Below are 24,821 nucleotides of genomic sequence, written 5' to 3'. Positions count from 1 at the left end.
CAGCACGTGGAAGCGTTGAGCCGTTATCGCCGTCGTATCAATCTTTCACACCAGCGGCGATCTGTTGCAACACGATGGCTTTTTGCGCCACGTCGCCTTCCCCGATAACGATCAGCGAGTAGGCCTTGTTTTCCCCTGCCCATTCCAACGTTGCGCGGCTGCGCCCGAGATCATCCGAGACTTGTTCCAGCTGCGCAGGCACACCGTTAACGCGGATGTTCTGAAACTCTGCGATCACCTCTACTTTGCTGCCTGGGGCACGAAAGTTGTGTTCATTGAACTCGACGATACCCAGGCCATTCACGCGATAGAAACGGGTTAGACCGGTGGATTTGAGCCCATCCAGTGCGCCGCTTGGCTCCATTCCGATCAGCTCCGCCGCACCGAGAATTGTGCTTTGGAGATCGGATGGCGGCGAAGGCAATCGCCTACGCAGTTCTGCGTTGGAACGTACGGTTCTCGGAAGCGAAGAGATCAGCCGGCCCTGCGACGGGATCTCGCCATTGGAAACCCGTCGCACTCCGGCTCGACTTAGAGCTATTTCGGTACGGAAGTGTTGCTTGACTTCTTCGGGTGCATCCAACTCAGACAAAGGAATAACCTGATAGGTACCCTGCTCAGACGAGCGGCGCACTCCATTGCTGCTGTCTTCCATTGCGGCGCGCATGGTTCGTTCATTCAACCACTTTCCTACCGCATCCACTTCGTTCTGGGCACTGAAGCTCGGCGCACTGTACAGCGACGCAGCAATCAGCAACGACACGGCCATAGTATTCATGAAGATCACCATTCGGTCAGATTGCAGTCGACTGCGTAAGTGTTTTCGACATTTACCTTGCCCCTGAAAATCCAAGTGTGGTAGCCCTTCACCGTGATCCGCTCGTTGTGCGACTGGTCGCCCGCGCGAAACCGCCACCAAACCGTTCCATTGTTGGGCGCCCCCAGGGTGTGCCTCGGCTTCAGTTCACCTTGCGCATGATGGGTGCTCGCGGCTGATCCCGGCATTCTCCTGAAAAGCGGCCTGTCATACGTGATTGATTCATTGACGAACAACAGACAGTTGGCACGACTCAGGGCTTTCATCGCAGCAGATGCTTCTGCACTGATGAGTAGGGCGGTAGCCGTCGCGGCTACGACCCCGATGTCTCTTATGGATGTCACTGGAGCTCCATTAGATTGAGCGAGCAAAGTCTCGCGACGTCATTTCTACGGGCTTGTTTCTGATGAAAGTGAGCGCTGTGTATCGTTGTAGGTCGTGCAATCGGTTCCCCACCCCTCGACGCGGGGGTTTCTTACAAGAGACCTTGCCTCAAGCGCCATCCATGTGAGGGGAGTGCCGGCAGGTCGTCTCCCAAATGACACTGCGCATGGATGCAAAGCGGCGCGGTCGCAGGATGCGGAGAAGCGCCCCGCCGGTATCGATGATTGGCGGACGGTAAGCGCGATCGCAAAGGTAACGGCGCTTACAATGCCCAACGCCGGCAAAGGTCTTGCCTTACCGGACTGGTGGTGTCTGAGTGCAGTCGTTTGGGAAGCGACCCTACCAAGGCACGCCCGGCACTTGGACATCGCGCACCTCACTCCTCGCTTCGAGGCCTTGAGTTTGTCAACGCAGGCACCATTGCGTTCCTGACCAATCACGGAGCGATGGCATGAAACGATGGAGATGGGCGATGGCGCTGGCAGCGGCGTTGGCCTGCGCAAGTGCGAGCGCAGCGCTACCCGAAGGCCAGGAAGAGATCGCGGCGCGGATCGTGGCCCACGCCGGCGACCACCGACTGATCGTACTGGGCGAACTGCACGGCACGCGCGAGACACCGCTTCTGGTGCAGGCGCTGATGGAAAGCTATGCGGCCGATGGCCTGCCGGTGCAGCTTGGGATCGAACTGCCCGAGACTGAAAATGCAGCGCTTTCCACCTATCTGGCATCCAACGGCGACGCCGCCGCGCGGCTTGCCGTGCGTGATGGCGGCTACTGGCGCGTCAGGAACGAGGCGAATGACGGACGTCGCAGCCAGGACATGCTGGACATGATCGAAGCGGTACGCGTGCTGCGTGCCCAGGGCCGGGATGTGCAGGTGTTCGGCTTCGACCGGATTCCGCCGGCGGAGGAGGCCGTGAGTGGCTCGCGGGATGCGGCGATGGCCAGCGTCGTGCGCGAACGCCATGCGCGGTTGCCCGCGACGGGCAGGCTGCTGGTGCTGACCGGCAACATCCATGGATCGCGCGAGCAGCGGAGCCCTGCCACCTTGACCTGGTTGATCGGCGATCTTCCGCTGTACAACGTCCGCATCGAGGCGCGTGGCGGCGAGTTCTGGGGATGCAGGGGGTATCGCCGTTGCGGTTCGCTGCCGTTGGTGGCCTACGACGGTCCGCAGCCTAAGCCCTCGACCGCCGCGGATCGCAGCTACGACCTGTGGGTGTTCCTGCCACGCTTCAGCGCGGCGCGGTTGCTGGATGTGAGCGGGGCGACGAGGTGAGGAAGCAGGCGGCCGCAAATCCAGGCAGGTACCCACCGTTGGTGGGTACGCCCTACAACCAGGGCAACATCCAGTGGTCCACCATCAGGAACGCGAACAGCGCCATCAGGTAGACGATGGAATAGCCGAACATCTTCATCGAGAACAGTTCGTCCGGCGGGTTGAGCATGCGCCAGGCGTACCAGAGGAACACGGCGTTGAGCACCACCGCGCCACCCAGATAGAACAGCCCGCTCATGCCCACCACCACCGGCAGGATGCTGACGATGGCCAGGACGATGGAATACACCAGGATCGACTTGCGGGTGTACACCACGCCATGCGTCACCGGCAGCATCGGGATCTTGGCCTTGGCGTAGTCCTCGCGGCGGAAGATCGCCAGCGCCCAGAAATGCGGCGGAGTCCAGATGAAGATGATCAGCACCAGCAGCGACGCGTACGCCCAGTCCCACGGACCCTGCATGCCGGTGATGGCCGCCCAGCCCAGCAACGGCGGGGTGGCGCCGGCGAGGCCGCCGATGACGATGTTCTGCGAGGTCGCGCGCTTGAGGTACACGGTGTAGATCACCGCATAGCCGATCAGCGAGGCGAAGGTCAGCACGGCGGTGATGACGTTCACCCACAGCACCAGGATGGTCATCGACAGCACGATCAGGGCGCCGGCAAACACCAGCACCTGCCACGGCTTCACTTTGCCCACCACCAGCGGGCGCCACGAGGTGCGCGCCATCTGCGCGTCGATCTGCGCGTCCAGCAGCTGGTTGATGGCCGCCGCAGCCGAGGCTGCCAGCCAGATGCCAAGGAAGCCCAGCGCGCCGCGCACGGCCTGCTCGGCGGTGGGCAACGCGGGGATGGCCAGGAACATGCCCACCAGCGCGGTGAACACGATCAATGCCACGACCTTGGGCTTGGTCAGATCCCAATACTGCCGAACGCTCATGGTGTCGCCCCAGCGGCTGCGCGCGGCGGCTCCGGCGATTCGCTGCGCGCATCGCGACCATGAGGAGCGTTCTTCCATGCCCCCTCGCCTTCGGCACCGCCCCCGAACGTCGGGGACTGCTCGTCTGACGCGCCACGCGCCGCATCGGGCGCGCGCAGGCGCGCCAACAGGGTGACCAGCACGAACAGCAGGGCTACGGCACCACCGCTGTGCGCCACGGCCACTTCCAGCGGCACCGCAAGCTTCACGTTGAGGATGCCCAAGGTGATCTGCAGCACCACCAGCAGACCGAGTGCGCTGGCCCAGCCGCGCATGCTCGGCAGCCGGAACAACCGCACCGACAGCCACAGCAGGTACACGGCCACCACCCCGGCAAACATGCGGTGCGCCATCTGGATCGCAATGCGCGACGCGCCATCCAGCACGCCGCCTTCGTAATCCACGCCGATGCCCCGCCATAGCGTGAAGCCTTCCTTGAAGTCGTGCGGCGGCCACCACTGGCTCACGCAACGCGGGAAGTTGTCCAGCGAAGCGCTGCCGCCGCCACAGGCCAGGGCCGCATAGTTGGCACTGACCCAGCCACCCAGTGCGATCTGCATTACCAGCACCGCCACGCCGATACGCAGCAGCCACGTCAGCTTCGGCGCTTCCACCAGCGTGATCGGCATGTGCGTGGCACGCCACGCCATCCATACCAGCAAACCAAACATCAGCATGCCGCCGAGCAGATGGCCCATCACCACGATGGGTTTGAGCAGCAGGGTTACCGTCCACATGCCCAGCAGCGCCTGGAAGATCACCACCGCCAGCGTGAGCAGCGCCGCGCGGGCGAGGTCGATGTTGTTCCAGCGCAGCGCGGCGATCAGCAGGATGGCTTCACCGGTGATCGCCAGGATGCTGGCGGACACGTGCATGCCCATCATGTACAGCGGTATGCCGGTGGCCACCAGCACGCAGGCGGTGACCACGGCGGTACTGCCCCAGCGACGGCGGCGGGTGGCCAGCAATGCCAGGGTGAGGATCTCGATGCCGAGCGCGCCGGCCAGGAAACGGTGCACCTGCTCGCGCCACGCCTTGTGCGTTTCCAGCGGGCGGATCTTGGCCGCTTCGTGGCCGATCACCTCCTGCGCATGCTGCGGCCAGGTCACGCGGCCATAGCAGGTGGGCCAGTCCGGGCAGCTCAGGCCGGCATCGGACAGACGCACGAACGAACCGAACATGATCGTGCTGGCCGTCATGATCAGGGCAAACCACGCCAGACGGTGGAAATTGCGATGCAGCGCCGGGCGCGCGGTGGGGTTCATCAAACGGAACTCACTTCAGTTTCAACAGCGTGGCCAGGTCCTTGCGCAGACCGGCCAATTCGAATCCCGGCGCATACCGCATGATCACGAAACCATTGGGGTCGATCACATACACAGGCGTGCCGGCGGCGTCATCCACGGCGGGCAAGGCGGCACGCAGGGTCGGCTGGGGCGCCAGCACGCGCAGGGCGGGAAGGCCCTGGACCTCGGCCGGCGGCGTACCCAGCCACAGGATCTCGACATTATCGGCCCTATGGCCGAACAGCTGCCACACCTTCGCCAATCCCTGCGACAAAGTGACGCACTCGGCCGCACAGCCTGGCGCGGGTGCCACCAGGATGCGCCACACGTGCGATTCGGGGTTCCACGGGTACGGCTGGCCGTTGGCCAGGGTGGGGGGCAGCGCGCGCGCATCCACAGGGGGCTGCAGCAGTTGCCCGGTGTTGCGGTGGGCGGCGGGCTGCCAGCCGGAGAAGCGCAGCACACCGGCCAGCGCCATGGCCCCGAAGAACAGGCCGAACAGCGCGACCAGCATCCAGCGGCCGCGGTTGCGGGCCTTGAGCTGTTCCGGGGTGATGGCATTCATGCGTGGAATTTTCTCATGGTTGGGTTGGGCGTGCCGTTTTACGGGGGATACGGCGGCGCCATTCGAGCACCAGGGCGACGATCAGCACCGTCAGTGCCAGGCCGAACCACTGCACGGCATAGCCCAGGTGGCGGCTGGGCGGCAGGGTGTTGGGCAGCAGGTCCAGGTCGCGCGCGTAGCCGCCGGGTAGCGCGGGGTCCAGCCGCAGCACCGGGGTACGCAGACTGCCCGGCGACAGGGTGAGCGCGGCGGCCACCTCGGCGGGCGGCATGCGATTGGCCAGCCACACGCCCGGCTGCGCGGTTGGCGTCAACGCCGGGCCCAGTGCCAGCCCGGTCGCCGGCGGCGGTGCGAGCAGGCCGGCAACGCGGGCGTCGCCCTCCCGCGGCACGATCGGTGGCAGCTGGCGGTCAGCCGGCATCGGCAGCCACCCCAGGTCGACCAGCACCAGTGCACCCGCCGCACTGCGGAACGGCTGGTAGATCTTGATGCCGGCCCGGCCGCCGCGGGTCTGGTTGTCCAGCAGCACCACGCCGCGCAGGAAGCGGCCGTGGTCGTCCACCCAGCGCAGCTGCGCGGGGGCGGCCTGGGCCTTGGCCAGGGTGAGGGTCTGGGCACGCGCCGGCAGCTGCTGGTCCAGCAGCGCCTGTTTGTCGTGCATGCGCTGCAGTTGCCAGAGGCCGAGCTGGCAGAAGCCGACGATCACGCCCAGCGCCGCCACCCAGCCGATCAGGCGCGTGTGCTTGCGCATCATGACAACGCTGGCAAAACGCGGTGATATAGGCGAACCCGCCCTGCCATCGAGCTGCGCATGAATGATTCGTTGAAGACCCTGCTGGTAATCGCGTTTCTGATCGTCATCGTCTGGAATCTGGGCGCGGGCCTGTATTACCTGCTGGTCGATCGCGGCCAGACCAAGCGCACGGTCAATGCGCTCACCCGCCGCATCGTGGTGTCGGTGGCACTGATCGCGCTGGTGGCCCTGGGCATCTACAGCGGGTGGATCAAGCCGCACGGCATCGGCGGCTGAGGCCGCACCCGGTCGGGCACGGCACGGTGTCGGCCCGACGCTACAGCACGTAGACGAACAGGAACAGCATCAACCACACCACGTCGACGAAGTGCCAGTACCACGCGGCCGCTTCAAAGCCGAAGTGGTTGTCGCGGGTGAAATGTCCCTTGGCCGAACGCAACCACATCACGGCCAGCATGATGGTGCCCAGCAGCACATGCGCCCCATGGAAACCGGTGAGCATGAAGAACGTGGACCCGTAGATGCCCGAGCCCAGCGTGAGGTTGAGTTCCTTGTAGGCGTGGATGTATTCCTCGGCCTGCAGGGTAAGGAAGAACACGCCGAGCGCCACGGTGATGCCGAGCCACACCAGCAGCTGGCGGCGGTGGCCGGCCTTGAGCGCATGGTGGGCGATGGTGAGCGTAACGCCGGAGGTCAGCAGGATCAGGGTGTTGATCAGCGGCAGGCCCCACGCCGGAATGGTCTGGAAGTGACCCCCGATGGCGCCCGGTCCGTTGGTCGGCCACGCCGCGGAATAGCCATCCCACAGCAGTTCGTTGGTCATCACCCCGTCGCCCTCGCCGCCCAGCCATGCCAGGCCCAGGTTGCGGGTGTAGAACAACGCGCCGAAGAACGCGCCGAAGAACATCACCTCGGAGAAGATGAACCACACCATCCCCATCCGGAACGAGCCGTCCACCTGGTGGTTGTAGTGCCCGGCCTGCGATTCGCGCACCACGTCGCTGAACCACCAGAACAGGGTCAGCACCAGCATTGCCAGGCCCACGTAGAAGGTCCACTTGCCCCAGCCGGCGTCATTGAGCCAGCTGGCCACGCCCACCATGGTCACCATCATCGCAATGGAGCCGATGAAGGGCCACTTGCTGTGGGTGGGCACGAAGTACACGTTGGCATCGGGGCTTTGCAGGGCCATGGTCGGTATCCAGGTGCGTATCAGGGTGCGGACCGTGCAGTGACCGGCGGGGTCGCCGGTGCCAGCTGCGCGGACAGCGCATCGTTTTTATAGAAGGTGTAGGAGAGCGTGATGGTGGTGACGTTGGCCGGCAGGTCCGGGTCAACGATGAAGCGCACCGGCATGTCGCGCTTCTCGCCCGCCAGCAGGGTCTGCGCGGTGAAGCAGAAGCACTCGGTCTTGCTGAAGTACCCCGAGGCCTTGGCCGGTGCCACCGACGGCACCGCGCTGCCCACCAGTGTGCGGTCGCTGTCGTTGCGGGCGTAGTACAGCGCCTCGTTGAGCTCGCCGGGCACCACGTCCATGGTCAGCTGTTCGGGATGGAAGGACCACGGCAGTTTGGAATTCACGCCGCCGTCGAACTGCACGCGCACGGTGCGCTTGCCGGCATGGCTGGACACCGCCGCCGCACCGGGGCCGCGCTCCAGGCGCACGCCGAACACCTTCTCGCAGGCAATGCGGTACAGCGGCACCAGCGAGAACGTCAGCACGAACACCGCCACCGCCACCCCGATCAGCCGGGGCAGTCCCGCATGACGCGCGGGCGCGGCGGGGCGTGGGTCGTTCATCGCCCGATCACCCCGCTCAGGATGAAGCCCACGTACACCAGCAGCGCCACGCCGCCGACCATCCAGGCCGTGCGGTGCGCGCGGCGGCGGCGCTGGGCCAGGTCATCGATGTCGTGCTCGGGCGTGCGCATGGGCAACCTCAATGGGTGATGTCGTCGTGGGCCAGGTCACCCGGGCGGATCACCGGCGGCACGGTGAAGGTGTGCGCCGGCGCCGGCGAGGGAATCGTCCACTCCAGTCCGCGTGCACCTTCCCACGAACGGTCGGCAGCCTTTTCGCCGTTGCGCAGCGAGGCGATCAGGATCACCGCCATCATGAACGGGGTGGCGAACATGCCGAACGCGCCAATCGAGCTGATCAGGTTCCAGTCGGCGAACGCCACGCTGTAATCCGGAATGCGGCGCGGCATGCCGGCCAGGCCCAGGAAGTGCTGCGGGAAGAACAGCAGGTTGACGAACACGATCGTCCACCAGAAATGCACCTTGGCCCAGGTCTCGTTGTACATGCGCCCGGTCCACTTCGGCCACCAGTAGTACACCGCCCCGATCAGCGCGAACACCGCACCGGTCACCAGCACGTAGTGGAAGTGCGCCACCACGAAGTAGGTGTCGTGGTACTGGAAGTCGGCCACCACGATGGCCAGCATCAGGCCGGAGAAACCGCCGATGGTGAACAGGATGACGAAGGCCACCGCCCACAGCATGGGCGCTTCGAAGCTGAGCGAGCCGCGCCACATGGTGCTCACCCAGTTGAACACCTTCACCCCGGTGGGGATGGAGATGAGCATGGTGGCGAACATGAAGTAGATCTCGCCACCCAGCGGCATGCCCACGGTGAACATGTGGTGGGCCCAGACGATGAACGACAGGAAGGCGATCGCCGCGACCGCGTAGACCATGGCCTGGTAGCCGAACAGCGGCTTGCGGCTGAAGGTGGGGATGATCTCGCTGACCACGCCGAACGCCGGCAGGATCATGATGTAGACCTCGGGGTGACCGAAGAACCAGAAGATGTGCTGGAACATCACCGGGTCGCCGCCACCGGCCGCGTTGAAGAAGCTGGTGCCGAAGAACTTGTCGGTCAGCAGCATGGTCACCGCACCGGCCAGTACCGGCATCACCGCGATCAGCAGGAACGCGGTGATCAGCCAGGACCAGCAGAAGATCGGCATCTTGAGCAGGTCGATGCCCGGCGCGCGCATGTTGAGCACGGTGGCGATGATGTTGATCGCGCCCATGATTGAGCTGATGCCTGCCACGTGGATGGCGAACACGGTGAACGCCACGTTGTAGCCGCCCTGCAGCGACAGGGGCGGGTACAGCGTCCAGCCACCGGCGGGCGCGCCACCGGGCAACAGGAAGGTCATCAGCAGCAGGCTGAAGGCCACCGGCAGCAGCCAGAACGACCAGTTGTTCATGCGCGGCAGCGCCATGTCCGGCGCGCCGATCTGCAGCGGAATCATCCAGTTGGCCAGGCCGACGAAGGCCGGCATGACCCCACCGAAGATCATCACCAGCGCATGCACGGTGGTGAGCTGGTTGAACGTTTCCGGCTTGACGAACTGCAGGCCGGGCTGCATCAGCTCGGCACGGATGATCACACTCATCGCCGCGCCGATGATGAACATGATGAAGCTGAAAAGCAGGTAGAGCGTGCCGATGTCCTTGTGGTTGGTCGAGAAGAACCAACGCTCGAAGAACGTCTGCTGATGCCCGTGATGCCCGTCGTGGTCAACTGCGGTATGCGCCATCGCAACTACACCTCATTGGTTCCGCTGGTACCCGCGCGCACCGACCGGTGCGCGCGGCTCGATGTCAGGCGTTGTCGGCTGCCGGGGCTGCTGCAGGTTCGACCGGTGCCGGCGCAGGGGCCGGCGTGGCTTCCGGCGCGGCCGGTGCCGGTGCCGGATCGGGCGCCGCCTTGGGCCGCCGTTCGGCCAACCATTTCTGGAAGTCCTCCTTGGACACCGCTTCCACCACGATCGGCATGAACCCGTGGTCCTTGCCGCACAGTTCAGCGCACTGGCCGCGGTACACGCCGACCTGTTCGATGTTGGTCCAGGCCTCGTTGATGAACCCCGGAATGGCGTCCTGTTTCCAGCCCAGGGCCGGCACCCACCACGCGTGGATCACGTCGTCGGAGGTGATGACGAAACGGACCTTGGTATCCACCGGCAGCACCAGGCGGTTGTCCACATCCAGCAGGTAGTGCGGATGGGTCTCCCGGTCCGGCACCTTGCCGCTCTGGCGGACGCGGTCGGACTCACGGTCCAGGCGGCTGGTGAAGGTGATGTCCTCCCCCAGGTATTCGTACTTCCACATCCACTGGTAGCCGGTGACCTTGACGGTCATTTCGGCATCGCGGGTGTCGTAGAACTTGATCAGGTTCGCGGTGGCCGGCCACGCCATCACCACCAGGATCAGCACGGGAATGACCGTCCAGATGATCTCGGCTTTGGTGTTGTGGCTGAACTGGGCGGCGACCGCGCCCTTGGATTTGCGGAACTTGAAGATGGCATAGAACATCGCGCCGAACACCAGCACGCCGATGACCGTACACACCCACAGCGAGAACATGTTGGATTCCCAGGCCAACCGCGAGCTCTGGGTCACCCCCTTGCCCATGTTCAGCTGCCACGGCTTGGGGTCGGCCTGTTGGGCCCACGCCAGTGCCGGCGCCGTCAGCGCTGCCCCACACCCCACTGCCTTCGCGAACCTCGTGCCCCACTTTCTGCGTTGCTTCATTGCCTAGACCCTTAGCGTCGTCGGTTGCAGCCATCGCTGGCCGCGAGCAAGCCTTCTAGTGTCTCTGCCAGTGCCTGGCGTTCGGCCGGTGCGAGGAAACTCCCCACTTCCACCTGCCTACCGCTGGACGCAAGCCGGACCCTCTCGTCGTCGGTGATCAGCCTCACCCAATGGGGGTGGGCACTGAACACCGGCGATTGACCGGGTGCGGGGATCACCTCCACGCACGCCGGCACTACCCGGATTTCTTCCTGCCGTTCTCCACTACGCCACAACACACGCAGTGCCGCTGCCAGCAACAGGCTGTACAGCAGCGCGAACAGAGGGGCGAATACGTTGCCGGCGACCCAGCCGAAGCCAGCCACCAGCCACATCGCCCCCGTCAACACAGCAAACAACAGGACGAACTGCCGGGCATCGAGCGCCCGTGGGGGACGCAGCCGCAGTTGCGTCCCTGATCCGTCCGGAGCTGTCAGCACCTCGATCATGTCGCAACCGCGTTTTCCTGCCGCGGGAAACGTCTCGATGGTAGCCCTGCTGTCGCGCGAGCCGCAAGGGTCCATTCACAGTTTCGGAAATGGTGCAATACAGCATGAGGATCGGCGGCCGATTTGACGAAATCAGCACAATAAACACGGGCTGGCCGAAACCGCCCGAATCCCCCTGTATGAAAGGCTATGAACGTCATCAGGCAGCTGGATCGGAATGCTCGATCGAGCGAAAAAACGATTAAAATGGTCAAGTTTTCCACGAGCCGACCGGCATGACCGCACCTTCTGCCCTTCCCCCCGCCCCGGCTTCGTCCGGCGCGTCCCGCCCGCCGCTGCTGTCCCCCGAGCTGCCGGCCGTTCCCAATGCGTTCCGCCAGGCCATCACCGATGCCTGGATGAAGGACGAGGCCAGCCACGTGCGCGAGCTGCTGGCGCAGGCGCGGCTGCCCGCCGACGAGCAGGCGCAGGTGCAGGCCACTGCGGCCGACCTGGTGGCGCGCGTGCGCGTGCGCGCTCAGGACCAGGGCGCGATTGAAGCCTTCATGCGCCAGTACGACCTGGGCAGCGAGGAAGGCGTGCTGCTGATGTGCGTGGCCGAGGCGCTGCTGCGCATTCCGGACCAGGACACCGCCGACAAGCTGATCCGCGACAAGCTGGGCGATGCCGACTGGAAGAAGCACCTGGGCGGCAGCGACTCGGTGCTGGTCAACGCCTCCACCTGGGGCCTGATGCTCACCGGCCGCATCGTGCAGATCAACGACGGCACCCGCGCTGACGTGCCGGGCGCGTTCGCGCGCCTGATGGGCCGCGTGGGTGAGCCGGTGATCCGCCTGGCCGTGCGCCAGGCGATGAAGATCATGGGCCATCAGTTCGTCATGGGCCGCACCATCGACGAAGCGCTGTCGCGCTCGCACAAGGGCGACAACGCCAGCTATCGCTATTCGTTCGACATGCTCGGCGAAGGCGCGCTGACCATGAAGGACGCCAAGCGTTACCTGGAAGACTACCGTCGCGCGATCCACTCGATCGGCGGCGACCACAAGACCCGCGGCGGCCGTCCGGACGGCGACGTCAATTCGGCCCCGGGCATCTCGATCAAGCTGTCGGCGCTGTACCCGCGTTACGAGCATGCCAAGCGCGCACGCGTAATGGCCGACCTGGTGCCGGGCGTGCTGGAACTGGCACAGCTGGCCAAGTCCTACGGCATCGGCTGCACCGTGGACGCCGAGGAAACCGACCGCCTGGAACTGTCGCTGGACATCATCGAAGCGGTGGTGAGCGATGCCTCGCTGGCCGGCTGGGAAGGCTTCGGCGTGGTGGTGCAGGCGTACCAGAAGCGCACGCCCTACACGATCGACTATCTGGCCGACCTGGCACGTCGCATCGGCCGCCGCCTGCAGGTGCGCCTGGTCAAGGGCGCTTACTGGGATGCGGAGATCAAGCGCGCGCAGATCGACGGTCTGCCGGCCTACCCCGTGTTCACCCGCAAGCAGAACACCGACGTGTCCTACCTGGCCTGCGCCAAGCGTCTGTTCACGCATGCCGATGCGATCTACCCGATGTTCGCCACGCACAACGCGCACACCATCGCGGCGGTGCAGGCCATCGCCAAGGGCGGCCAGTACGAGCACCAGAAGCTGCACGGCATGGGCGACGACCTGTACGCCGAAGTGGTGCCCGCCAATCGCCTGAACGTGCCGTGCCGCGTGTACGCGCCGGTGGGCTCGCATGAAGACCTGCTGCCCTACCTGGTGCGCCGCCTGCTTGAGAACGGTGCCAACTCCAGCTTCGTCAACCGCATCACCGACGACGCCGTGGCCATCGACGACCTGATCCGCGATCCGGTTGAAGCCGTGGCGTCGTTCGACTCGATCCCGCATCCGAAAATCCCGCTGCCGGTTGACCTGCTGCGCAGCCAGAACCACGACAGGAAGAACTCCATGGGCGTCAATCTCGCCAACGACAACGATCTGCGCGCCCTGGCCGAGCAGCTCAACGCCGCCGTCAAGCCCTGGCAGGCTACCCCGCTGGTGCCGGGCGCGCAGCCGACCGGCGCGCTGCTGAACGTGGTCAACCCGTCCGACACCCGCCAAGTGGTGGGCCAGTGGCAGCCGGCCGACAGCGCCACCGTGGAAAAGGCGCTGGCCAACGCCGTGGCCGCGCAGCCGCAGTGGAACCGCACGCCGGCCGCCAGCCGCGCCGCCATCCTGGAACACGCCGCCGACCAGCTGGAAGCCCGCCTGGCCGAGTTCATGGCGCTGTGCGTGAAGGAAGCCGGCAAGAGCCTGCCCGACGCGATCGCCGAAGTACGCGAAGCGGTGGACTTCCTGCGCTACTACGCCAAGCAGGCGCGCGAGCAGTTCGGCCACGCCGAAAAGCTGCCCAGCCCCACCGGTGAGTCCAACGAACTGCAGCTGCATGGCCGTGGTGTGTTCGTCTGCATCAGCCCGTGGAACTTCCCGCTGGCGATCTTCCTGGGCCAGGTCAGCGCCGCGCTGGCCGCCGGCAACAGCGTGATCGCCAAGCCGGCCGAACAGACCAACCTGATCGGCTACTACGCCGTGAAGCTGCTGCTGGACGCCGGCGTTCCCGAGGGTGTGGTGCAGTTCCTGCCCGGCGACGGTGCCACCGTCGGTGCGGCGCTGACCGCCGACCCGCGCGTGGCCGGCGTGGCCTTCACCGGTTCGACCGACACCGCGCGTGCGATCAACCGCGCGATGGCCGCGCGTGACGCTGCGATCGGCGTGCTGATCGCCGAAACCGGCGGCCAGAACGCCTTCATCGCCGACTCGTCGGCGCTGCCGGAACAGCTGGTCAAGGACGCCATCGGTTCGGCCTTCACCTCGGCCGGCCAGCGCTGCTCGGCCGCGCGCGTGCTGTTCGTGCAGGACGACATCGCCGACAAGGTGATGACCATGCTGGCCGGTGCGATGGCCGAGCTGAAGATCGGCGACCCGGGCCTGCTGTCCACCGACGTGGGCCCGGTGATCGATGCCGATGCGCTGCAGATCCTGCAGGAACACGCGCTGCGCATGGAGAAGGAAGCGCGCCTGATTGCCGCTGCCGAGCTCAGCGAAGCCGCGGCACATGGCACCTTCTTCGCGCCGCGCGCGTACGAATTGAAGAACCTTGACCAGCTGCACAAGGAAATCTTCGGGCCGGTGCTGCATGTGATCCGTTGGAAGGGCGACCAGCTCGATGCGGTGATCGACCAGATCAACGCCACCGGCTACGGCCTCACCCTGGGCGTGCATTCGCGCATCGATGAAACCGTGGACCGCATTTCCTCGCGGGTCAACGTGGGCAACGTGTACGTCAACCGCAACCAGATCGGTGCGGTGGTGGGCGTGCAGCCGTTCGGCGGCCAGGGCCTGTCCGGCACCGGTCCGAAGGCCGGCGGCCCGCACTACCTGCTGCGTTTCGCCACCGAGAAGACCGTCACCGTGAACACCACGGCGGCCGGCGGCAATGCGTCGCTGCTGACCCTGGGCGATTGATCGCACACCCGTTGCGATAACGAAAAACCCCGCGAAAGCGGGGTTTTTTGTTAGCCGGGCGCTGCCGGCCAGCGGCGGGCATTACTCGATGGTCTGGATCTCGTCGCGCATCAGCAGGTCGTTGCCCGTGTAGCGCTCGAACCTGATGCGGCCAAAGCCGGCGGCGTACCACGCCTCGATGCGGCTGTCCTCGAAGGTCGCGGTGAGGTGGCAGGTGTCCTTGAAGGTGCGCGGCTGGTAGCCCACCTCGGCCTCCACATCTTCGAAGCCGACGAAGGTGTAGTCGGAGAAGCCGTCGTACTCGATCGCGGTGACGGTTTCTTCCACATGGTGCGTACGTTCGCCCTTGCCGCTGAGCTGGAAGCGCTCGCCCGGCTTGGCGCTCTGCGGGAAGGTCGGGGCCGGCTTGAAAGTGTCGGTCATCACCGGCGCGGCGGCATCACCGCCCCAGGCGGAAATGCCGTACCGGTCCTCGCCCAGCAACTGGCGGCCACTGGTGTCGTAGTAGCTTGCCGTGCCCACGCCGCCCCCGGCGCTGTGCACCTTGATGGCGTCCTGGCCGGCGAAGCTGGCCTTCTCGATGGTCAGCGTTTCATTGCCGTTGGACCAGGACACGCCCGGGGTGAGGGTGAAGCAGGTGGCGAAGTCGGCGGCGAAGGCCGGTGCGGCCAGGGCGGACAGGCCCAGGGCCAGCGTGGAGCGGAGCAGAACGGGCGACATGTGGTTTCCTTGTCATGGATCGTGGAACGATTCCTGCGCGGCAGGCATAGCAGGCCGGGCGCGCGGGAACGGGATTGTACGTGGCTGTGGCATGATCCGACCATGCGCCCCACTCTCCTGCCGTTGCTGCTGGCGATGTTCCTGTCTTCCGCCCCTGCGGCCATGGCGGTGGCCAACGAGCACGTGCTGGTCTTCACCCGCACGGCCAAGTTCCGCCACGACTCCATTCCCACGGCCGTGAGCACGCTGCGGCTGCTTGCCGAACGCGAGCGGATGGTGGTGGACCAGAGCGAGAATCCGGCCGATTTCAACGACGCCAACCTGGCGCGTTACCGCGTGGTGGTGTTCGCCAACACCACCGGCGATGTGCTAGATGCCGCGCAGCAGCAGGCGATGGAGACCTTCATCCGTGCCGGCGGCGGTTTCATGGGCGTGCATTCGGCGGCCGACACCGAGTACGACTGGCCGTGGTATGGGCAGCTGGTCGGCGCGTATTTCAAGAACCACCCGGAAGGCCTGCAGTTCAGCCGCGTGCAGCCGGAGCGCGGCGGCAAGCCGAATGGCGCCGCGTGGCCGGTGCGCGACGAGCTGTACAACTACCGCAGCAACCCGCGCCCCAAGGTGCAGGTAACCGCCACGGTGGACGAGCGTCTGTACCAGGGCGGCACGATGGGAAGCGACCATCCCATTGCGTGGTGCCATGCCTACGATGGCGGGCGCAGCTGGTACACCGGCCTGGGGCATGACAAGGCGGTGTACCGCAACCGGGATTTCCAGACGCACCTGCGGCAGGGGTTGTTGTATGCGGCAGGGCGTACGCCCGAGTGTTGAGGCAACCGACTGGGTAGAGCGGACATCTGCCTCCCCATCGATTCCCCCATCGATACCCCCCGTCGGTTGTCCCCATTCGGTTCCCCAAACGCAGAAGGCCCCGCTTTCGCGGGGCCTTCCGGTACTACGCGGCGCGAACGCCGTGGATCAGAACTTGTAGTTGAACGAGGCAGCCAGCACGTCGCCGCGGACCTTGTACTTGCCGGTCAGCGAGTTGCCCTGGTTGTTGGTGGTGCCCGCAACGTTCAGGTTCGGGTCGCTGGTGAACAGGTGGGTATAACCGAAGTTGTATTCCATGTTCGCCGACGGGGTCCAGCCCACGCCCAGCGACAGCCACTTGCGGCTGGTGTCCGGCACGCGGACGTCGCGGTGGGCGTCGGTGGTCGGGGTCTGGTCATACGCCACGCCGCCACGCAGGGTGACAGTGTCGCTCAGCTTGAAGTCGGTACCCAGCGACACGAAGGTGGTATCGCGGTAGCCGAATTCCAGCACCGAGTCCGGCTGCGCCGACGCGTAGTCGATGGTGACCTGGTCGAACGCGGTCGACCACGCGGTACGGGTGACGTCACCCATCACGGTCCAGCGGTCGTTGACGTTGTGGGTCACGCTCATGGTGGCCGACGCCGGCAGGGTCAGGGTGGCCTTGCCCGAGGTGCTCACGAAACGGCCCGGCTGGGCAACGGCCAGCACGGCAGCGGCGTTGGCCGGCACGTCGAAGGTGGCGTCGCCGCCGGTGACCTTGTGCTCGACCTTGGAACGGTAGCTGAAGCCGATGTGGGTGTTCTCATCGGGGCTGAACAGACCGCCGATGGTCCAGCCCACGGCGTTGTTGTCACCTTCAACGGTCAGCTTGCCATCGGCGCTGCCCGGGGCGAAGCCCGGCACGCGGGACTGGGCCAGCGCGGTGCCGAAGTCGATGTTGTTGCTCAGTTCGATGGTCAGGTGCTCAACGAACACCGACGCGCCGAAGGACACGTACGGGTTGACGTCGTACGACGCGGCGAAGCCGAGGTCGATGGCCTTCAGGTCGGTCTTCAGGCCGCTGTAGCGACCCACCCAGCCGTTGTCGTAGTCGGTCTTGAAGCCGAACGGAGCGGTCAGCGACACGCCGAAGTGGGCCTGTTCGCCGATCGGCATGTGGAAGTAAGCGGCCGGAACCGGGGCAATCATGCCGGCGTCGCCGCCGTCACCGCCGGTCTGCGGCTGGCCGGTCGGCTTGCGGCCGGTGCCTTCGTATTCGGCCTTGAAGCTGATGGCGCTCAGGTCGCCCTGGATCTGCATGCCTTCCAGCTGGCGCATGCCGGCCGGGTTGACGGCGATGATCGAGGCGTCGCCCTGGGCACTGCCCGAACCGGCGAAGGCACGGCCGAGGCCCTTGGCGCTGTTTTCCTTCAGCTGGAAGGCGGCGGCGTTGACGTGGCCAACGGCCAGGACACCGGCGATGCCGACGGCCAGGGCGGTGACGCGGGCGAGGGTGGAAGCGGTATGCATCGTTTGTTCTCTCCGGAAATGCGTGTGATGTTTGGCAACGCGCGCCTGCGCCATTCCCCGCCCCGAAAGGCCGAAAACAACGCGCCGGATTCCCCTCCCGACATACGACGCCGTATGCGAGTATACCGAGACCGGTTAATGAAACAATAACGGTCATCGCCCTTCCGGCTATTCAGGCTGAACCCGTCGCGCGCCCTTCAGGAGCGCCGCCGCGCTAGGCTAGCGCCCATCCATGTTCGTCTCGCTCCCCTCCCGCAAGAAGTCCGCCGTCCGCTGGGCCACGCCCTTGCTGTTCGCCACGCTGTGGGCCGCGTTCCTGTGGTCGATCTCACGGCCGGGTGATGCACGGCGCAGCCTGTGGCTGGATTGGGGCGCGCTGTCGACCGGGCTGACCCGGCCGCTGGACTGGTGGGCCACCTTCGAGGACGGCAGCGTGCTGCGGCTGTTCACCGCGCTGTTCCTGCATGCGGACTGGTCGCACCTGCTGGGCAACCTGGTGTTCCTGCTGATCTTTGGCCTGCCGGCGGAGCGGGTGCTGGGCCCGTGGCGGCTGATGCTGCTGTTCCTGGTCGGCGGGGCGATCGCCAACCTGACCGCGATCTACACGATGGGCAGCCCGGACCAGATCATCATCGGCGCCAGCGGCGCGGTGTCGGCACTGATTGGCGCCTACCTGGCGCTGTTCCCCGGGGCACGGCTGGGCGTGGTGATTCCGCTGGGCCTGTTCCTGGAGTTCGTGCGGGCACCGGCCTACCTGCTGATTGGCGTATGGGCGGGGCTGCAGGTGGTATTCGCCTATATCGGCCCAACCTTCGGCATGGTGGCCTGGTGGGCGCATATCGCCGGTTTCGCGTTCGGGCTGGCGTACGGGGTGTATGTGCGCGCGGCGATCGCGCGGCGGTTGCGCAAGCGGCACGGGTTCTAAGCCGACACCCGTAGTGCCGGCCGCTGGCCGGCTCCTCGTACGGTGGGATGCATGCAGAGCCGGCCAGCGGCCGGCACTACCGATCAGGGCTTGGTCGGCGTGTCCAGCGGCTTCGCTTCCGGCTTCGCTTCCGGCTTCGCTTCCGGCTTCGCTTCCGGCTTTGCTTCCGGCTTTGCCGCTGCCTTCGGCGCCGGCTTCTTTGCCGCGTCGGCCTTCTGTTTCGCGGCCACCGAGCCGGGCTGCTTCAGTTCGGCCAGGGCGTCGTTGATCGGGCCGTCGCCGGGCAGTACATCGCCGGCCTGGTAGCCCTCGCCGCCCTCTTCGTCACCGCGCAGGTGGCCGGGCAAGGTCGCTTCGCTGTAGTCGGACAGGCTTGCCGGCAGATCGTCTTCCTCCCCGGCCTTCTTTTCCGGCTGCAGTTCCACGTCAGGCACGATGCCAGTGGCCTGGATCGATTTGCCGCTGGGGGTGAAGTAACGCGCGGTGGTCAGCTTGACCGAATCACCGTTGTCCAGCGGCAGCACGGTCTGCACCGAGCCTTTGCCGAACGTACGGCTGCCCACCACGCGCGCGCGCCCGTTGTCGCGCAGCGCGCCGGCCAGCACTTCCGACGCACTGGCCGAGCCGGCGTCGGCCAGCACCACCACGGGCGCACCCTTGAGCAGGTCGCCCGGGGTGGCATCGAAACGCGCGTCGCTGATGGCGATGCGGCCGCGGGTGCTGACGATGTTGCCCTTGTCGAGCAGGTCGTCGGCGACCTGGACCGCTGCAGTGAGCAGCCCGCCGGGGTTGCTGCGCAGGTCCAGCACCAGCCCCTTGAGCTTGCCACCGGCCTGCTGCTGCAACTGCGCCACGTGCTTCTGGAAATCCGCACCGGTGTCGGCTTGGAAGGTACTCAAGCGGATGTAGCCGTAGCCAGGCTCCAGCATGCGGCTGCGCACGCTGGTGACCCGGATGGTTTCGCGGGTGATCGACACATCGAACGGCTTGGCCTTGCCCTCGCGCACGATGGTCAGGACGACCTTGCTGCCCGCCTTGCCGCGCAGGGGCTCGGTCGCCTCGATGGCGCTGATCGGCTTGCCGTCGATGGCGATGATCAGATCGCCGGCAAGAATGCCTGCCTTGGCCGCCGGGGTATCGTCGATCGGCGAGATGACCTTCAGGCTGCTGTTGTCCGGCTGCTGCTGCAGCTCCACGCCGATGCCTTCATAGGCACCCTCGGCCTGCTCGTCGAAGGCCTCGGCGTCTTCCTTGTCGAAATAGGTGCTGTGCGGATCCAGGTCCAGCAGCAGTCCGCGAATGGCCGACTGCATCAGCTTCTTGTCGTCCACCGGCTCCACATACGCCGCGCGTACCGCGTTGTACACGGCCACATAGCGGCGGATTTCCTCCAGCGGTACACGCGAGGTCACCGCTTCTTCAGTGGCGGCCGCATCGCCTCCGCGTTCCGACACCTGGGCGGTCTGCTGTGCCCAGGACAGCGCCGGCACCAGGGCCAGCAGCAGGGTGGCGGAACGGGCTACGCGCATGAAGCACTCCAGAGTGAGCGGGGGACGGGACGACACGCACCGGGGATGCGTGGCCCGATTATGCGCGAAGGCACGGTAAATTCTTGTTGAACGGAAGCGCCACCCCGTGGGTGGCTGCACGCACACCTACCGCCGCTGCAACCACGACGACGGATCCACCGGCTGCCCGTTGCGGCGCAGTTCGAAGTACAGCGCGGTCACCCCCTGCCCACCCGAGTTGCCGACCTTGGCCACGGCGTCGCCCTTCTTCACCGTGGCACCGGCGTCACGCAGCAGGGTGTCGTTGTGCGCGTAGAGGCTCATGTAGCCGTTGCCGTGGTCCACGATCAGGATCATGCCGTAGCCGGTCATCCAGTCGGAGAACACCACGGTGCCGTCGGCCACTGCGGTAACGGTGCTGCCGGCACCGGCACCGATCAGCACACCGCTGCTGGTGCGGCCATCGGGCAGCTTGCCGCCATAACGCGCCAGCAGGTTGCCGGAGAGCGGCCAGCCCAGCCCACCCACCTTGGGTGCAGGTGCGGAGGCCACCGCAGGCGGTGTTTTCCCCGGGCGCGGCGGCGGCCGCGTGCCGCTGGCGGCGGCGGCCCGATCGGCCTTGTCCGCAGCCGCCTTCTCGGCAGCGGCGCGGCGCGCGGCGGCACGGCGCTCGGCGTCGGCGCGCGCGGCGGCGGCACGCAGGTTGGCCAGCAACGATTCCAGCGCCTTGGCGTCCTGGCCCAGCGCCTTCTCGCGCTCGCTCCGGTCCTTGTAACGTTCGTCCAGGCTGGCCACGGCGGCCGCGCGGGTGCGACGGTCATCGGCCAGCGTCGCCGCCTGCTGCTTCTGCTGCTGGCGGGTACCTTCCAGGGCCTGGCGGCGTTCGACGATCTGCGTCTCCACCGATTGCAGCTCGGTCAGGTCGGCGGTGAGCGCGCCAATGCGTCGCGCGCGCTCGCGCTGCAGGTAGCGGTGATAGGCCAGCGTGCGGTTGGCATCGGCCACCCGGTCCTGCGAGAGCAGCAGCTTCAGGGGGGCGTTGTTGCCGATCCGATACGCAGCGCGCAGCAGCGACGCCAGCTCCTGGCGCTGCTGCTGCAGGCCGCTCTGCAGTGCGGTACGGCGCTGCTGCAGTTCCTGCAGGGCGCGGGTTTCGCGCTGCAGTGCCGTTTCGGTCTGGGCCAGCACGCGGCCGGTACGTGCCACTTTTTCATCGGCCTCGCGCAGCTGCCGCGAGGCCTGGCCGCGCTGGCCTTCCAGGGTGCGCCGTTCCTGCGCCACGCCTTTCAGCTCGGTGCGCAGCTTCTGCAGCTTGCGTTCGGCTTCCTTCGGGTTCTGTGCACCCAGCGGCGCCGCACCGGCCAGTGCGGCCAGCAGTACCAGCATCGCCAGCGCCACCGGCCAGCGCGGGCCACGGCCGTGCCCAGCGTTCGGATTGTTACTCCGGCGTGAGGAAAAGACGTTGGGGCGCAAGGGCGTTCCAGTGACTTCAGGCAGATGCGGATTGCAGCGCTGCATGGTGACATTCCTGCAGGCGGCCTGCCAGCCGCATACCGGACGAGGCATGCATGAAACGTTTCCCGCTACCGCTGCTGTTGGCCCTGGTGCTGCCCTTCGCGCCCGCCTTTGCCAACGAGAGCATCAGCAAGGTCAATGGCAGCATCCATGCCACCGCGGGCCAGGCCTATGGCGATCTTGAAACCGTCAACGGCGGCATCACCGTGGACGAAGACACCGAGACCGCCGACATCCAGACCGTCAATGGCGGCATCAGGATCGGCGACCGCGCACGCACCCGGGGCATTTCCACGGTCAACGGCAGCATCCGGGTCGGCCAGAAGGTGGAGATCGACGGCGACCTTGAGACCGTCAACGGCAGCATCTTCACCGACCGTGGCACCCGCATCGATGGCAGCGTGGAGACCGTCAACGGTGGCATCGGACTGGTGGATACGCGCCTGTCCAAGGGTATCGAGACGGTCAACGGCGACATTACCGTCGGCGTCGGGTCGGTGGTTGAAGGCGGGATCCACGTCAACAAGCCCAACTTCAGCCTGTCGTTGGGCCCGGGCCGCAAGCCGCGCGTGATCATCGGCCCCAATGCGGCCGTGAAGGGTCCGCTGCAGTTCGACCGCGAGGTTACGCTGTACGTGCACCGCAGCGCCCATGTCGGCGCGGTCACCGGCGCCGAACCCGTGCCGTTCACTACCGACGCGGCGCCGAACGATTGATACCCTTGCACCCGGTGCCCGTGCACCGGCCCTTTATCTCCAGGAATCGATGATGTCCCGCAAACTTCTGTTGTGCCTGGCCGCCACTGCCGCGCTGACCGCGTGCAAGGGCGAGACCGCTGCACCGGCACCCGCGCCGGTCGCTGATACCGCCCCGGCCGCCGCCGGCCACGCCTTCTCTCCGGAGATCAACACCGGCGACTTCGGCGAGCTGGTCAAGACGCTGTCCTCGGACGAGTTCGAAGGCCGCGCGCCGGGCAGCACCGGCGAGGACCGCACGGTTGAGTACATCCGCGACCAGATGCAACGCATCGGGCTGCAGCCGGGCAATGGCGACAGCTGGTTCCAGGAGGTGGCGATGACCGAAACCACCGCCGACGAGAGCACGGTGCTGAAGCTGGACCAGGCGGGCAAGCAGCGCGACCTGACGTTCGGCACCGACATGGTGATCGGCACGCGCAGCGGCCAGAAGGAAGTGAAGATCGACGGCAGCGACCTGGTCTTCGTCGGTTACGGCGTGGACGCGCCGGAGCAGAAGTGGAACGACTACGCCGGGCAGGACTGGAAGGGCAAGACGGTGGTGATGTTCGTCAACGACCCGGGCTTCCATGCCAACGACGACAAGCTGTTCGACGGCAAGCGCATGACCTACTACGGGCGCTGGACGTACAAGTTCGAGGAAGCCGCCCGCAAGGGTGCCGCAGCGGCGTTGATCGTGCACGACACCGCCGGCGCGTCGTACGGCTGGGACGTGGTCAAGAATTCCTGGGCCGGCCCGCAGTACGACCTGACTGCCAAGGACGATCCGGAACCGCGCCTGCCGGCGCAGGGCTGGCTCAGCGCCGACGCCGCGCGCCAGCTGTTTGCCGATGCCGGGCTGGACCTGGACCAGGCCTACAAGGATGCCAACAAGCGTGGCTTCAAACCGGTGCCGCTGAAGGCCAAGCTGTCGCTGGACCTCAAGAGCACCATTGCCGAGAAGAAGTCGCGCAATGTGGTCGGTGTGCTGCCGGGCGCCAAGCAGGCCGATGAGGCGGTGCTGTACATGGCGCACTGGGACCACCTGGGCAAGCACGAGGGCGAGCAGGGCGACAACATCTACAACGGTGCCATCGACAACGCCACCGGCGTGGCCGGGATCCTGGAGATCGCCGATGCCATGGCGCACCAGCAGCCGGCGCCGGAGCGTTCGGTGGTGTTCCTGGCGGTGACGCTGGAAGAGTCGGGCCTGCTGGGCTCGAAGTACTACGTGAACCACCCGACCTTCCCGCTGGACAAGATCGCCGGTGTGATCAACATCGACGCGATGTCGGTGGCCGGCCGCGCCAAGGACATGACCGTGACCGGTTTCGGCAGCTCCGAGCTGGAGGACATCCTCAAGCCGCTGGCCGCCGCGCAGAAGCGCACGCTGCACGGCGAGAGCTCGGTGCAGAGCGGCTTCTACTTCCGTTCGGACCACTTCAACTTCGCCAAGGCGGGCGTGCCGGCCCTGTATGCCGATGGCGGCGAAGACCTGCTGGACGGCGGCGTGGATGCCGGGCGCAAGGCGGCCGAGGCCTATGGCCGCGACCGTTACCACGGCCCGAAGGATGAGTACGACGCAAGCACCTGGAAGCTGGACGGCACGGTGGAAGACCTGCAGCTGCTGTACGGCGTGGGCAAGGAGCTGGCCGTTGGCGGCCGTTGGCCGAACTGGTATGAAGGCAACCCGTTCAAGGCGGCGCGCGACGAGATGATGAAGGGCAAGACCGAGGCAGCGGCTGCGGCGCCTGCCGCGAAGTAAGCCTGGTTCACACCGCGGGTTGTGACGAAGCGGCGTCCCTTGGGGCGCCGCTTTTTTTGGGTCATGCAGTCGTTGATGGCCAACGCGTCCAGCAGTACGGGTAGTCGCCTACCTTGGTAGCGAGGCCGGCGCGAAGCGGGTTCTCGATCAGGTGGTTGGCCTGGTGCTGTAGTGACTCGTCCGACCGGATGCAGTGATCGTGGAAGCCGCGTTGCCACAAGGTGCCCTCGCTGCCCCGGTGCAGGTTGACCGCCCGGGCCGAGCGGGATTTGAACGCCTGCATGCAGCGGCTGATGTTGCCGTTGCCCAGCTGCATCAGCCAGTGGACATGGTCTGGCATGACCACCCAAGCGAGGGTCTTCGATCTTTTTTCACGGTCGGAGCAGCGCAGGGCTTCGACCACACATTCGACGGTGGCGTCGTCGATGAAGATGCGTTGGCGGTCAGCCACCGTGGTGGTGAGCATGTAGTACGCCCCGTGGAGGGAGCGACGACCGATGAGGAGACGTGGACTGGACATGACCACAGGGTGGCGTCTGCCTGTGATCGGTTGTATCCGGGAAGTCTCAATCACGGTGTCAGACGACGCCGGTAGGGTTGCATCCGAGCACACAAGAAATAACCCCGTTGCGTGTAGGTGCCGACGGTTAGTCGGCACGCAAAAAAAACCCCGTTGCCTGGGCAACGGGGTTTTCGGGGTATAAACCCTGGCGATGACCTACTCTCGCATGGCTTG

23 protein-coding genes and 1 pseudogene are annotated in these 24,821 nt (G+C 66.0%); 7 read left to right on the top strand and 17 right to left on the bottom strand.

The genetic code is table 11. The annotated features are described in order from the left end of the window. Positions 1 to 37: 37 nt before the first annotated feature. Both RT456_RS14480 and RT456_RS14475 read right to left on the bottom strand, forming a co-directional pair. Positions 38 to 778: a hypothetical protein gene (locus RT456_RS14480; RefSeq protein ID WP_313347743.1), complete on the bottom strand. Its 741-nt coding sequence runs from the start codon at positions 776 to 778 to the stop codon at positions 38 to 40. A gap of 5 nt (positions 779 to 783) precedes the next feature. Next, entirely contained in the window at positions 784 to 1,083 is a 300-nt protein-coding gene (locus RT456_RS14475) for a hypothetical protein (RefSeq protein WP_313347742.1), read from the bottom strand. 590 nt (positions 1,084 to 1,673) lie between these two features. On the opposite strand from RT456_RS14475, the gene RT456_RS14470 reads away from it, so the two are divergent. Next, entirely contained in the window at positions 1,674 to 2,480 is an 807-nt protein-coding gene (locus tag RT456_RS14470) for a calcium-binding protein (RefSeq protein ID WP_313347741.1), read from the top strand. A 52-nt stretch (positions 2,481 to 2,532) separates the two neighbouring features. Here the strand turns inward: RT456_RS14470 and cyoE are convergent, their stop codons facing one another. From cyoE to RT456_RS14450, 4 genes and pseudogenes are all read right to left on the bottom strand, one after another. After that, the gene (cyoE, locus tag RT456_RS14465; RefSeq protein WP_313347740.1) at positions 2,533 to 3,420 is read right to left on the bottom strand and encodes a heme o synthase; all 888 of its coding nucleotides are present in this window, start codon (positions 3,418 to 3,420) and stop codon (positions 2,533 to 2,535) included. Between the two features lie 143 nt (positions 3,421 to 3,563). After that, positions 3,564 to 4,724: pseudogene (locus RT456_RS14460) on the bottom strand (COX15/CtaA family protein); the annotation flags it as partial. 10 nt (positions 4,725 to 4,734) lie between these two features. Next, entirely contained in the window at positions 4,735 to 5,310 is a 576-nt protein-coding gene (locus RT456_RS14455; RefSeq protein WP_313347739.1) for a hypothetical protein, read from the bottom strand. 13 nt (positions 5,311 to 5,323) lie between these two features. Then, positions 5,324 to 6,064, bottom strand: coding sequence for an SURF1 family protein (locus tag RT456_RS14450; RefSeq protein WP_313347738.1), 741 nt, complete (start codon positions 6,062 to 6,064; stop codon positions 5,324 to 5,326). A gap of 57 nt (positions 6,065 to 6,121) precedes the next feature. Here RT456_RS14450 and RT456_RS14445 point away from each other — a divergent pair, with 57 nt between their 5' ends. Continuing rightward, positions 6,122 to 6,340 (top strand): twin transmembrane helix small protein, encoded by a 219-nt coding sequence (locus RT456_RS14445; RefSeq protein WP_313347737.1) that lies wholly within the window; start codon positions 6,122 to 6,124, stop codon positions 6,338 to 6,340. Positions 6,341 to 6,380: 40 nt separating this feature from the next. On the opposite strand, the gene RT456_RS14440 is transcribed toward RT456_RS14445, so the two are convergent. The 6 genes from RT456_RS14440 to RT456_RS14415 form a co-directional block, all read right to left on the bottom strand. Next, positions 6,381 to 7,256 (bottom strand): cytochrome c oxidase subunit 3, encoded by an 876-nt coding sequence (locus tag RT456_RS14440; protein WP_313347736.1) that lies wholly within the window; start codon positions 7,254 to 7,256, stop codon positions 6,381 to 6,383. Between the two features lie 20 nt (positions 7,257 to 7,276). After that, on the bottom strand, positions 7,277 to 7,864 hold the full coding sequence (locus RT456_RS14435) for a cytochrome c oxidase assembly protein (protein WP_313347735.1): 588 nt from the start codon (positions 7,862 to 7,864) through the stop codon (positions 7,277 to 7,279). Beyond that, the gene (locus tag RT456_RS14430; RefSeq protein WP_313347734.1) at positions 7,861 to 7,995 is read right to left on the bottom strand and encodes a hypothetical protein; all 135 of its coding nucleotides are present in this window, start codon (positions 7,993 to 7,995) and stop codon (positions 7,861 to 7,863) included. The genes RT456_RS14435 and RT456_RS14430 overlap by 4 nt, the downstream gene beginning before the upstream one ends. Before the next feature lie 8 nt (positions 7,996 to 8,003). Continuing rightward, entirely contained in the window at positions 8,004 to 9,614 is a 1,611-nt protein-coding gene (gene ctaD / locus RT456_RS14425) for a cytochrome c oxidase subunit I (RefSeq protein WP_313347733.1), read from the bottom strand. A 64-nt stretch (positions 9,615 to 9,678) separates the two neighbouring features. Then, positions 9,679 to 10,608 (bottom strand): cytochrome c oxidase subunit II, encoded by a 930-nt coding sequence (gene coxB / locus RT456_RS14420; protein ID WP_313347732.1) that lies wholly within the window; start codon positions 10,606 to 10,608, stop codon positions 9,679 to 9,681. A gap of 11 nt (positions 10,609 to 10,619) precedes the next feature. Continuing rightward, positions 10,620 to 11,096 (bottom strand): DUF2244 domain-containing protein, encoded by a 477-nt coding sequence (locus RT456_RS14415; RefSeq protein ID WP_313347731.1) that lies wholly within the window; start codon positions 11,094 to 11,096, stop codon positions 10,620 to 10,622. Positions 11,097 to 11,371: 275 nt separating this feature from the next. Here RT456_RS14415 and putA point away from each other — a divergent pair, with 275 nt between their 5' ends. After that, positions 11,372 to 14,596, top strand: a complete 3,225-nt coding sequence (putA, locus tag RT456_RS14410) for a bifunctional proline dehydrogenase/L-glutamate gamma-semialdehyde dehydrogenase PutA (protein WP_313347730.1) — start codon at positions 11,372 to 11,374, stop codon at positions 14,594 to 14,596. 81 nt (positions 14,597 to 14,677) lie between these two features. Here the strand turns inward: putA and RT456_RS14405 are convergent, their stop codons facing one another. Further along, a complete protein-coding gene (locus tag RT456_RS14405; protein WP_313347729.1) occupies positions 14,678 to 15,316 on the bottom strand; it encodes a hypothetical protein in 639 nt (212 codons plus the stop codon). Positions 15,317 to 15,418: 102 nt separating this feature from the next. On the opposite strand from RT456_RS14405, the gene RT456_RS14400 reads away from it, so the two are divergent. After that, positions 15,419 to 16,147 (top strand): ThuA domain-containing protein, encoded by a 729-nt coding sequence (locus RT456_RS14400; protein WP_313347728.1) that lies wholly within the window; start codon positions 15,419 to 15,421, stop codon positions 16,145 to 16,147. 147 nt (positions 16,148 to 16,294) lie between these two features. Here the strand turns inward: RT456_RS14400 and RT456_RS14395 are convergent, their stop codons facing one another. Continuing rightward, a complete protein-coding gene (locus tag RT456_RS14395; protein ID WP_313347727.1) occupies positions 16,295 to 17,638 on the bottom strand; it encodes an outer membrane protein transport protein in 1,344 nt (447 codons plus the stop codon). 232 nt (positions 17,639 to 17,870) lie between these two features. On the opposite strand from RT456_RS14395, the gene RT456_RS14390 reads away from it, so the two are divergent. Further along, on the top strand, positions 17,871 to 18,563 hold the full coding sequence (locus RT456_RS14390; protein ID WP_313347726.1) for a rhomboid family intramembrane serine protease: 693 nt from the start codon (positions 17,871 to 17,873) through the stop codon (positions 18,561 to 18,563). Positions 18,564 to 18,646: 83 nt separating this feature from the next. Here the strand turns inward: RT456_RS14390 and RT456_RS14385 are convergent, their stop codons facing one another. Both RT456_RS14385 and RT456_RS14380 read right to left on the bottom strand, forming a co-directional pair. Continuing rightward, positions 18,647 to 20,092, bottom strand: a complete 1,446-nt coding sequence (locus RT456_RS14385) for a S41 family peptidase (protein WP_313347725.1) — start codon at positions 20,090 to 20,092, stop codon at positions 18,647 to 18,649. Between the two features lie 126 nt (positions 20,093 to 20,218). Continuing rightward, the gene (locus tag RT456_RS14380) at positions 20,219 to 21,457 is read right to left on the bottom strand and encodes a peptidoglycan DD-metalloendopeptidase family protein (protein WP_313347724.1); all 1,239 of its coding nucleotides are present in this window, start codon (positions 21,455 to 21,457) and stop codon (positions 20,219 to 20,221) included. A gap of 182 nt (positions 21,458 to 21,639) precedes the next feature. Here RT456_RS14380 and RT456_RS14375 point away from each other — a divergent pair, with 182 nt between their 5' ends. Together RT456_RS14375 and RT456_RS14370 are read left to right on the top strand one after the other, a co-directional pair. Next, positions 21,640 to 22,302: a hypothetical protein gene (locus RT456_RS14375; protein ID WP_313347723.1), complete on the top strand. Its 663-nt coding sequence runs from the start codon at positions 21,640 to 21,642 to the stop codon at positions 22,300 to 22,302. A 52-nt stretch (positions 22,303 to 22,354) separates the two neighbouring features. After that, on the top strand, positions 22,355 to 24,085 hold the full coding sequence (locus RT456_RS14370) for a M28 family metallopeptidase (RefSeq protein ID WP_313347722.1): 1,731 nt from the start codon (positions 22,355 to 22,357) through the stop codon (positions 24,083 to 24,085). Between the two features lie 61 nt (positions 24,086 to 24,146). Here the strand turns inward: RT456_RS14370 and RT456_RS14365 are convergent, their stop codons facing one another. Then, positions 24,147 to 24,551, bottom strand: coding sequence for a transposase (locus tag RT456_RS14365; protein WP_313347721.1), 405 nt, complete (start codon positions 24,549 to 24,551; stop codon positions 24,147 to 24,149). Between the last annotated feature and the right edge of the window lie 270 nt (positions 24,552 to 24,821).

Origin of the sequence: Stenotrophomonas sp. (assembly GCF_032099025.1) — a bacterium.
Taxonomy (GTDB): Bacteria; Pseudomonadota; Gammaproteobacteria; order Xanthomonadales; family Xanthomonadaceae; genus Stenotrophomonas.
Note: the sequence above shows the minus strand (reverse complement) of the source record. Positions and strands in the feature narration are given on the sequence as shown.

Bases quoted from the DNA above. Each gene is read 5' to 3' on its own strand.
- RT456_RS14470 (WP_313347741.1), top strand. From the start codon at position 1,674: ATGGCGCTGGCAGCGGCGTTGGCCTGCGCAAGTGCGAGCGCAGCGCTA.
- RT456_RS14365 (WP_313347721.1), bottom strand. From the start codon at position 24,551: ATGCTCACCACCACGGTGGCTGACCGCCAACGCATCTTCATCGACGAC.
- RT456_RS14380 (WP_313347724.1), bottom strand. From the start codon at position 21,457: ATGCTGGTACTGCTGGCCGCACTGGCCGGTGCGGCGCCGCTGGGTGCA.
- cyoE (WP_313347740.1), bottom strand. From the start codon at position 3,420: ATGAGCGTTCGGCAGTATTGGGATCTGACCAAGCCCAAGGTCGTGGCA.
- RT456_RS14405 (WP_313347729.1), bottom strand. From the start codon at position 15,316: ATGTCGCCCGTTCTGCTCCGCTCCACGCTGGCCCTGGGCCTGTCCGCC.
- RT456_RS14370 (WP_313347722.1), top strand. From the start codon at position 22,355: ATGTCCCGCAAACTTCTGTTGTGCCTGGCCGCCACTGCCGCGCTGACC.
- RT456_RS14455 (WP_313347739.1), bottom strand. From the start codon at position 5,310: ATGAATGCCATCACCCCGGAACAGCTCAAGGCCCGCAACCGCGGCCGC.
- RT456_RS14390 (WP_313347726.1), top strand. From the start codon at position 17,871: ATGTTCGTCTCGCTCCCCTCCCGCAAGAAGTCCGCCGTCCGCTGGGCC.
- RT456_RS14435 (WP_313347735.1), bottom strand. From the start codon at position 7,864: ATGAACGACCCACGCCCCGCCGCGCCCGCGCGTCATGCGGGACTGCCC.
- RT456_RS14450 (WP_313347738.1), bottom strand. From the start codon at position 6,064: ATGATGCGCAAGCACACGCGCCTGATCGGCTGGGTGGCGGCGCTGGGC.
- coxB (WP_313347732.1), bottom strand. From the start codon at position 10,608: ATGAAGCAACGCAGAAAGTGGGGCACGAGGTTCGCGAAGGCAGTGGGG.
- RT456_RS14440 (WP_313347736.1), bottom strand. From the start codon at position 7,256: ATGGCCCTGCAAAGCCCCGATGCCAACGTGTACTTCGTGCCCACCCAC.
- RT456_RS14415 (WP_313347731.1), bottom strand. From the start codon at position 11,096: ATGATCGAGGTGCTGACAGCTCCGGACGGATCAGGGACGCAACTGCGG.
- RT456_RS14395 (WP_313347727.1), bottom strand. From the start codon at position 17,638: ATGCATACCGCTTCCACCCTCGCCCGCGTCACCGCCCTGGCCGTCGGC.
- ctaD (WP_313347733.1), bottom strand. From the start codon at position 9,614: ATGGCGCATACCGCAGTTGACCACGACGGGCATCACGGGCATCAGCAG.
- RT456_RS14430 (WP_313347734.1), bottom strand. From the start codon at position 7,995: ATGCGCACGCCCGAGCACGACATCGATGACCTGGCCCAGCGCCGCCGC.
- RT456_RS14480 (WP_313347743.1), bottom strand. From the start codon at position 778: ATGAATACTATGGCCGTGTCGTTGCTGATTGCTGCGTCGCTGTACAGT.
- RT456_RS14475 (WP_313347742.1), bottom strand. From the start codon at position 1,083: ATGAAAGCCCTGAGTCGTGCCAACTGTCTGTTGTTCGTCAATGAATCA.
- RT456_RS14445 (WP_313347737.1), top strand. From the start codon at position 6,122: ATGAATGATTCGTTGAAGACCCTGCTGGTAATCGCGTTTCTGATCGTC.
- putA (WP_313347730.1), top strand. From the start codon at position 11,372: ATGACCGCACCTTCTGCCCTTCCCCCCGCCCCGGCTTCGTCCGGCGCG.
- RT456_RS14385 (WP_313347725.1), bottom strand. From the start codon at position 20,092: ATGCGCGTAGCCCGTTCCGCCACCCTGCTGCTGGCCCTGGTGCCGGCG.
- RT456_RS14400 (WP_313347728.1), top strand. From the start codon at position 15,419: ATGCGCCCCACTCTCCTGCCGTTGCTGCTGGCGATGTTCCTGTCTTCC.
- RT456_RS14375 (WP_313347723.1), top strand. From the start codon at position 21,640: ATGAAACGTTTCCCGCTACCGCTGCTGTTGGCCCTGGTGCTGCCCTTC.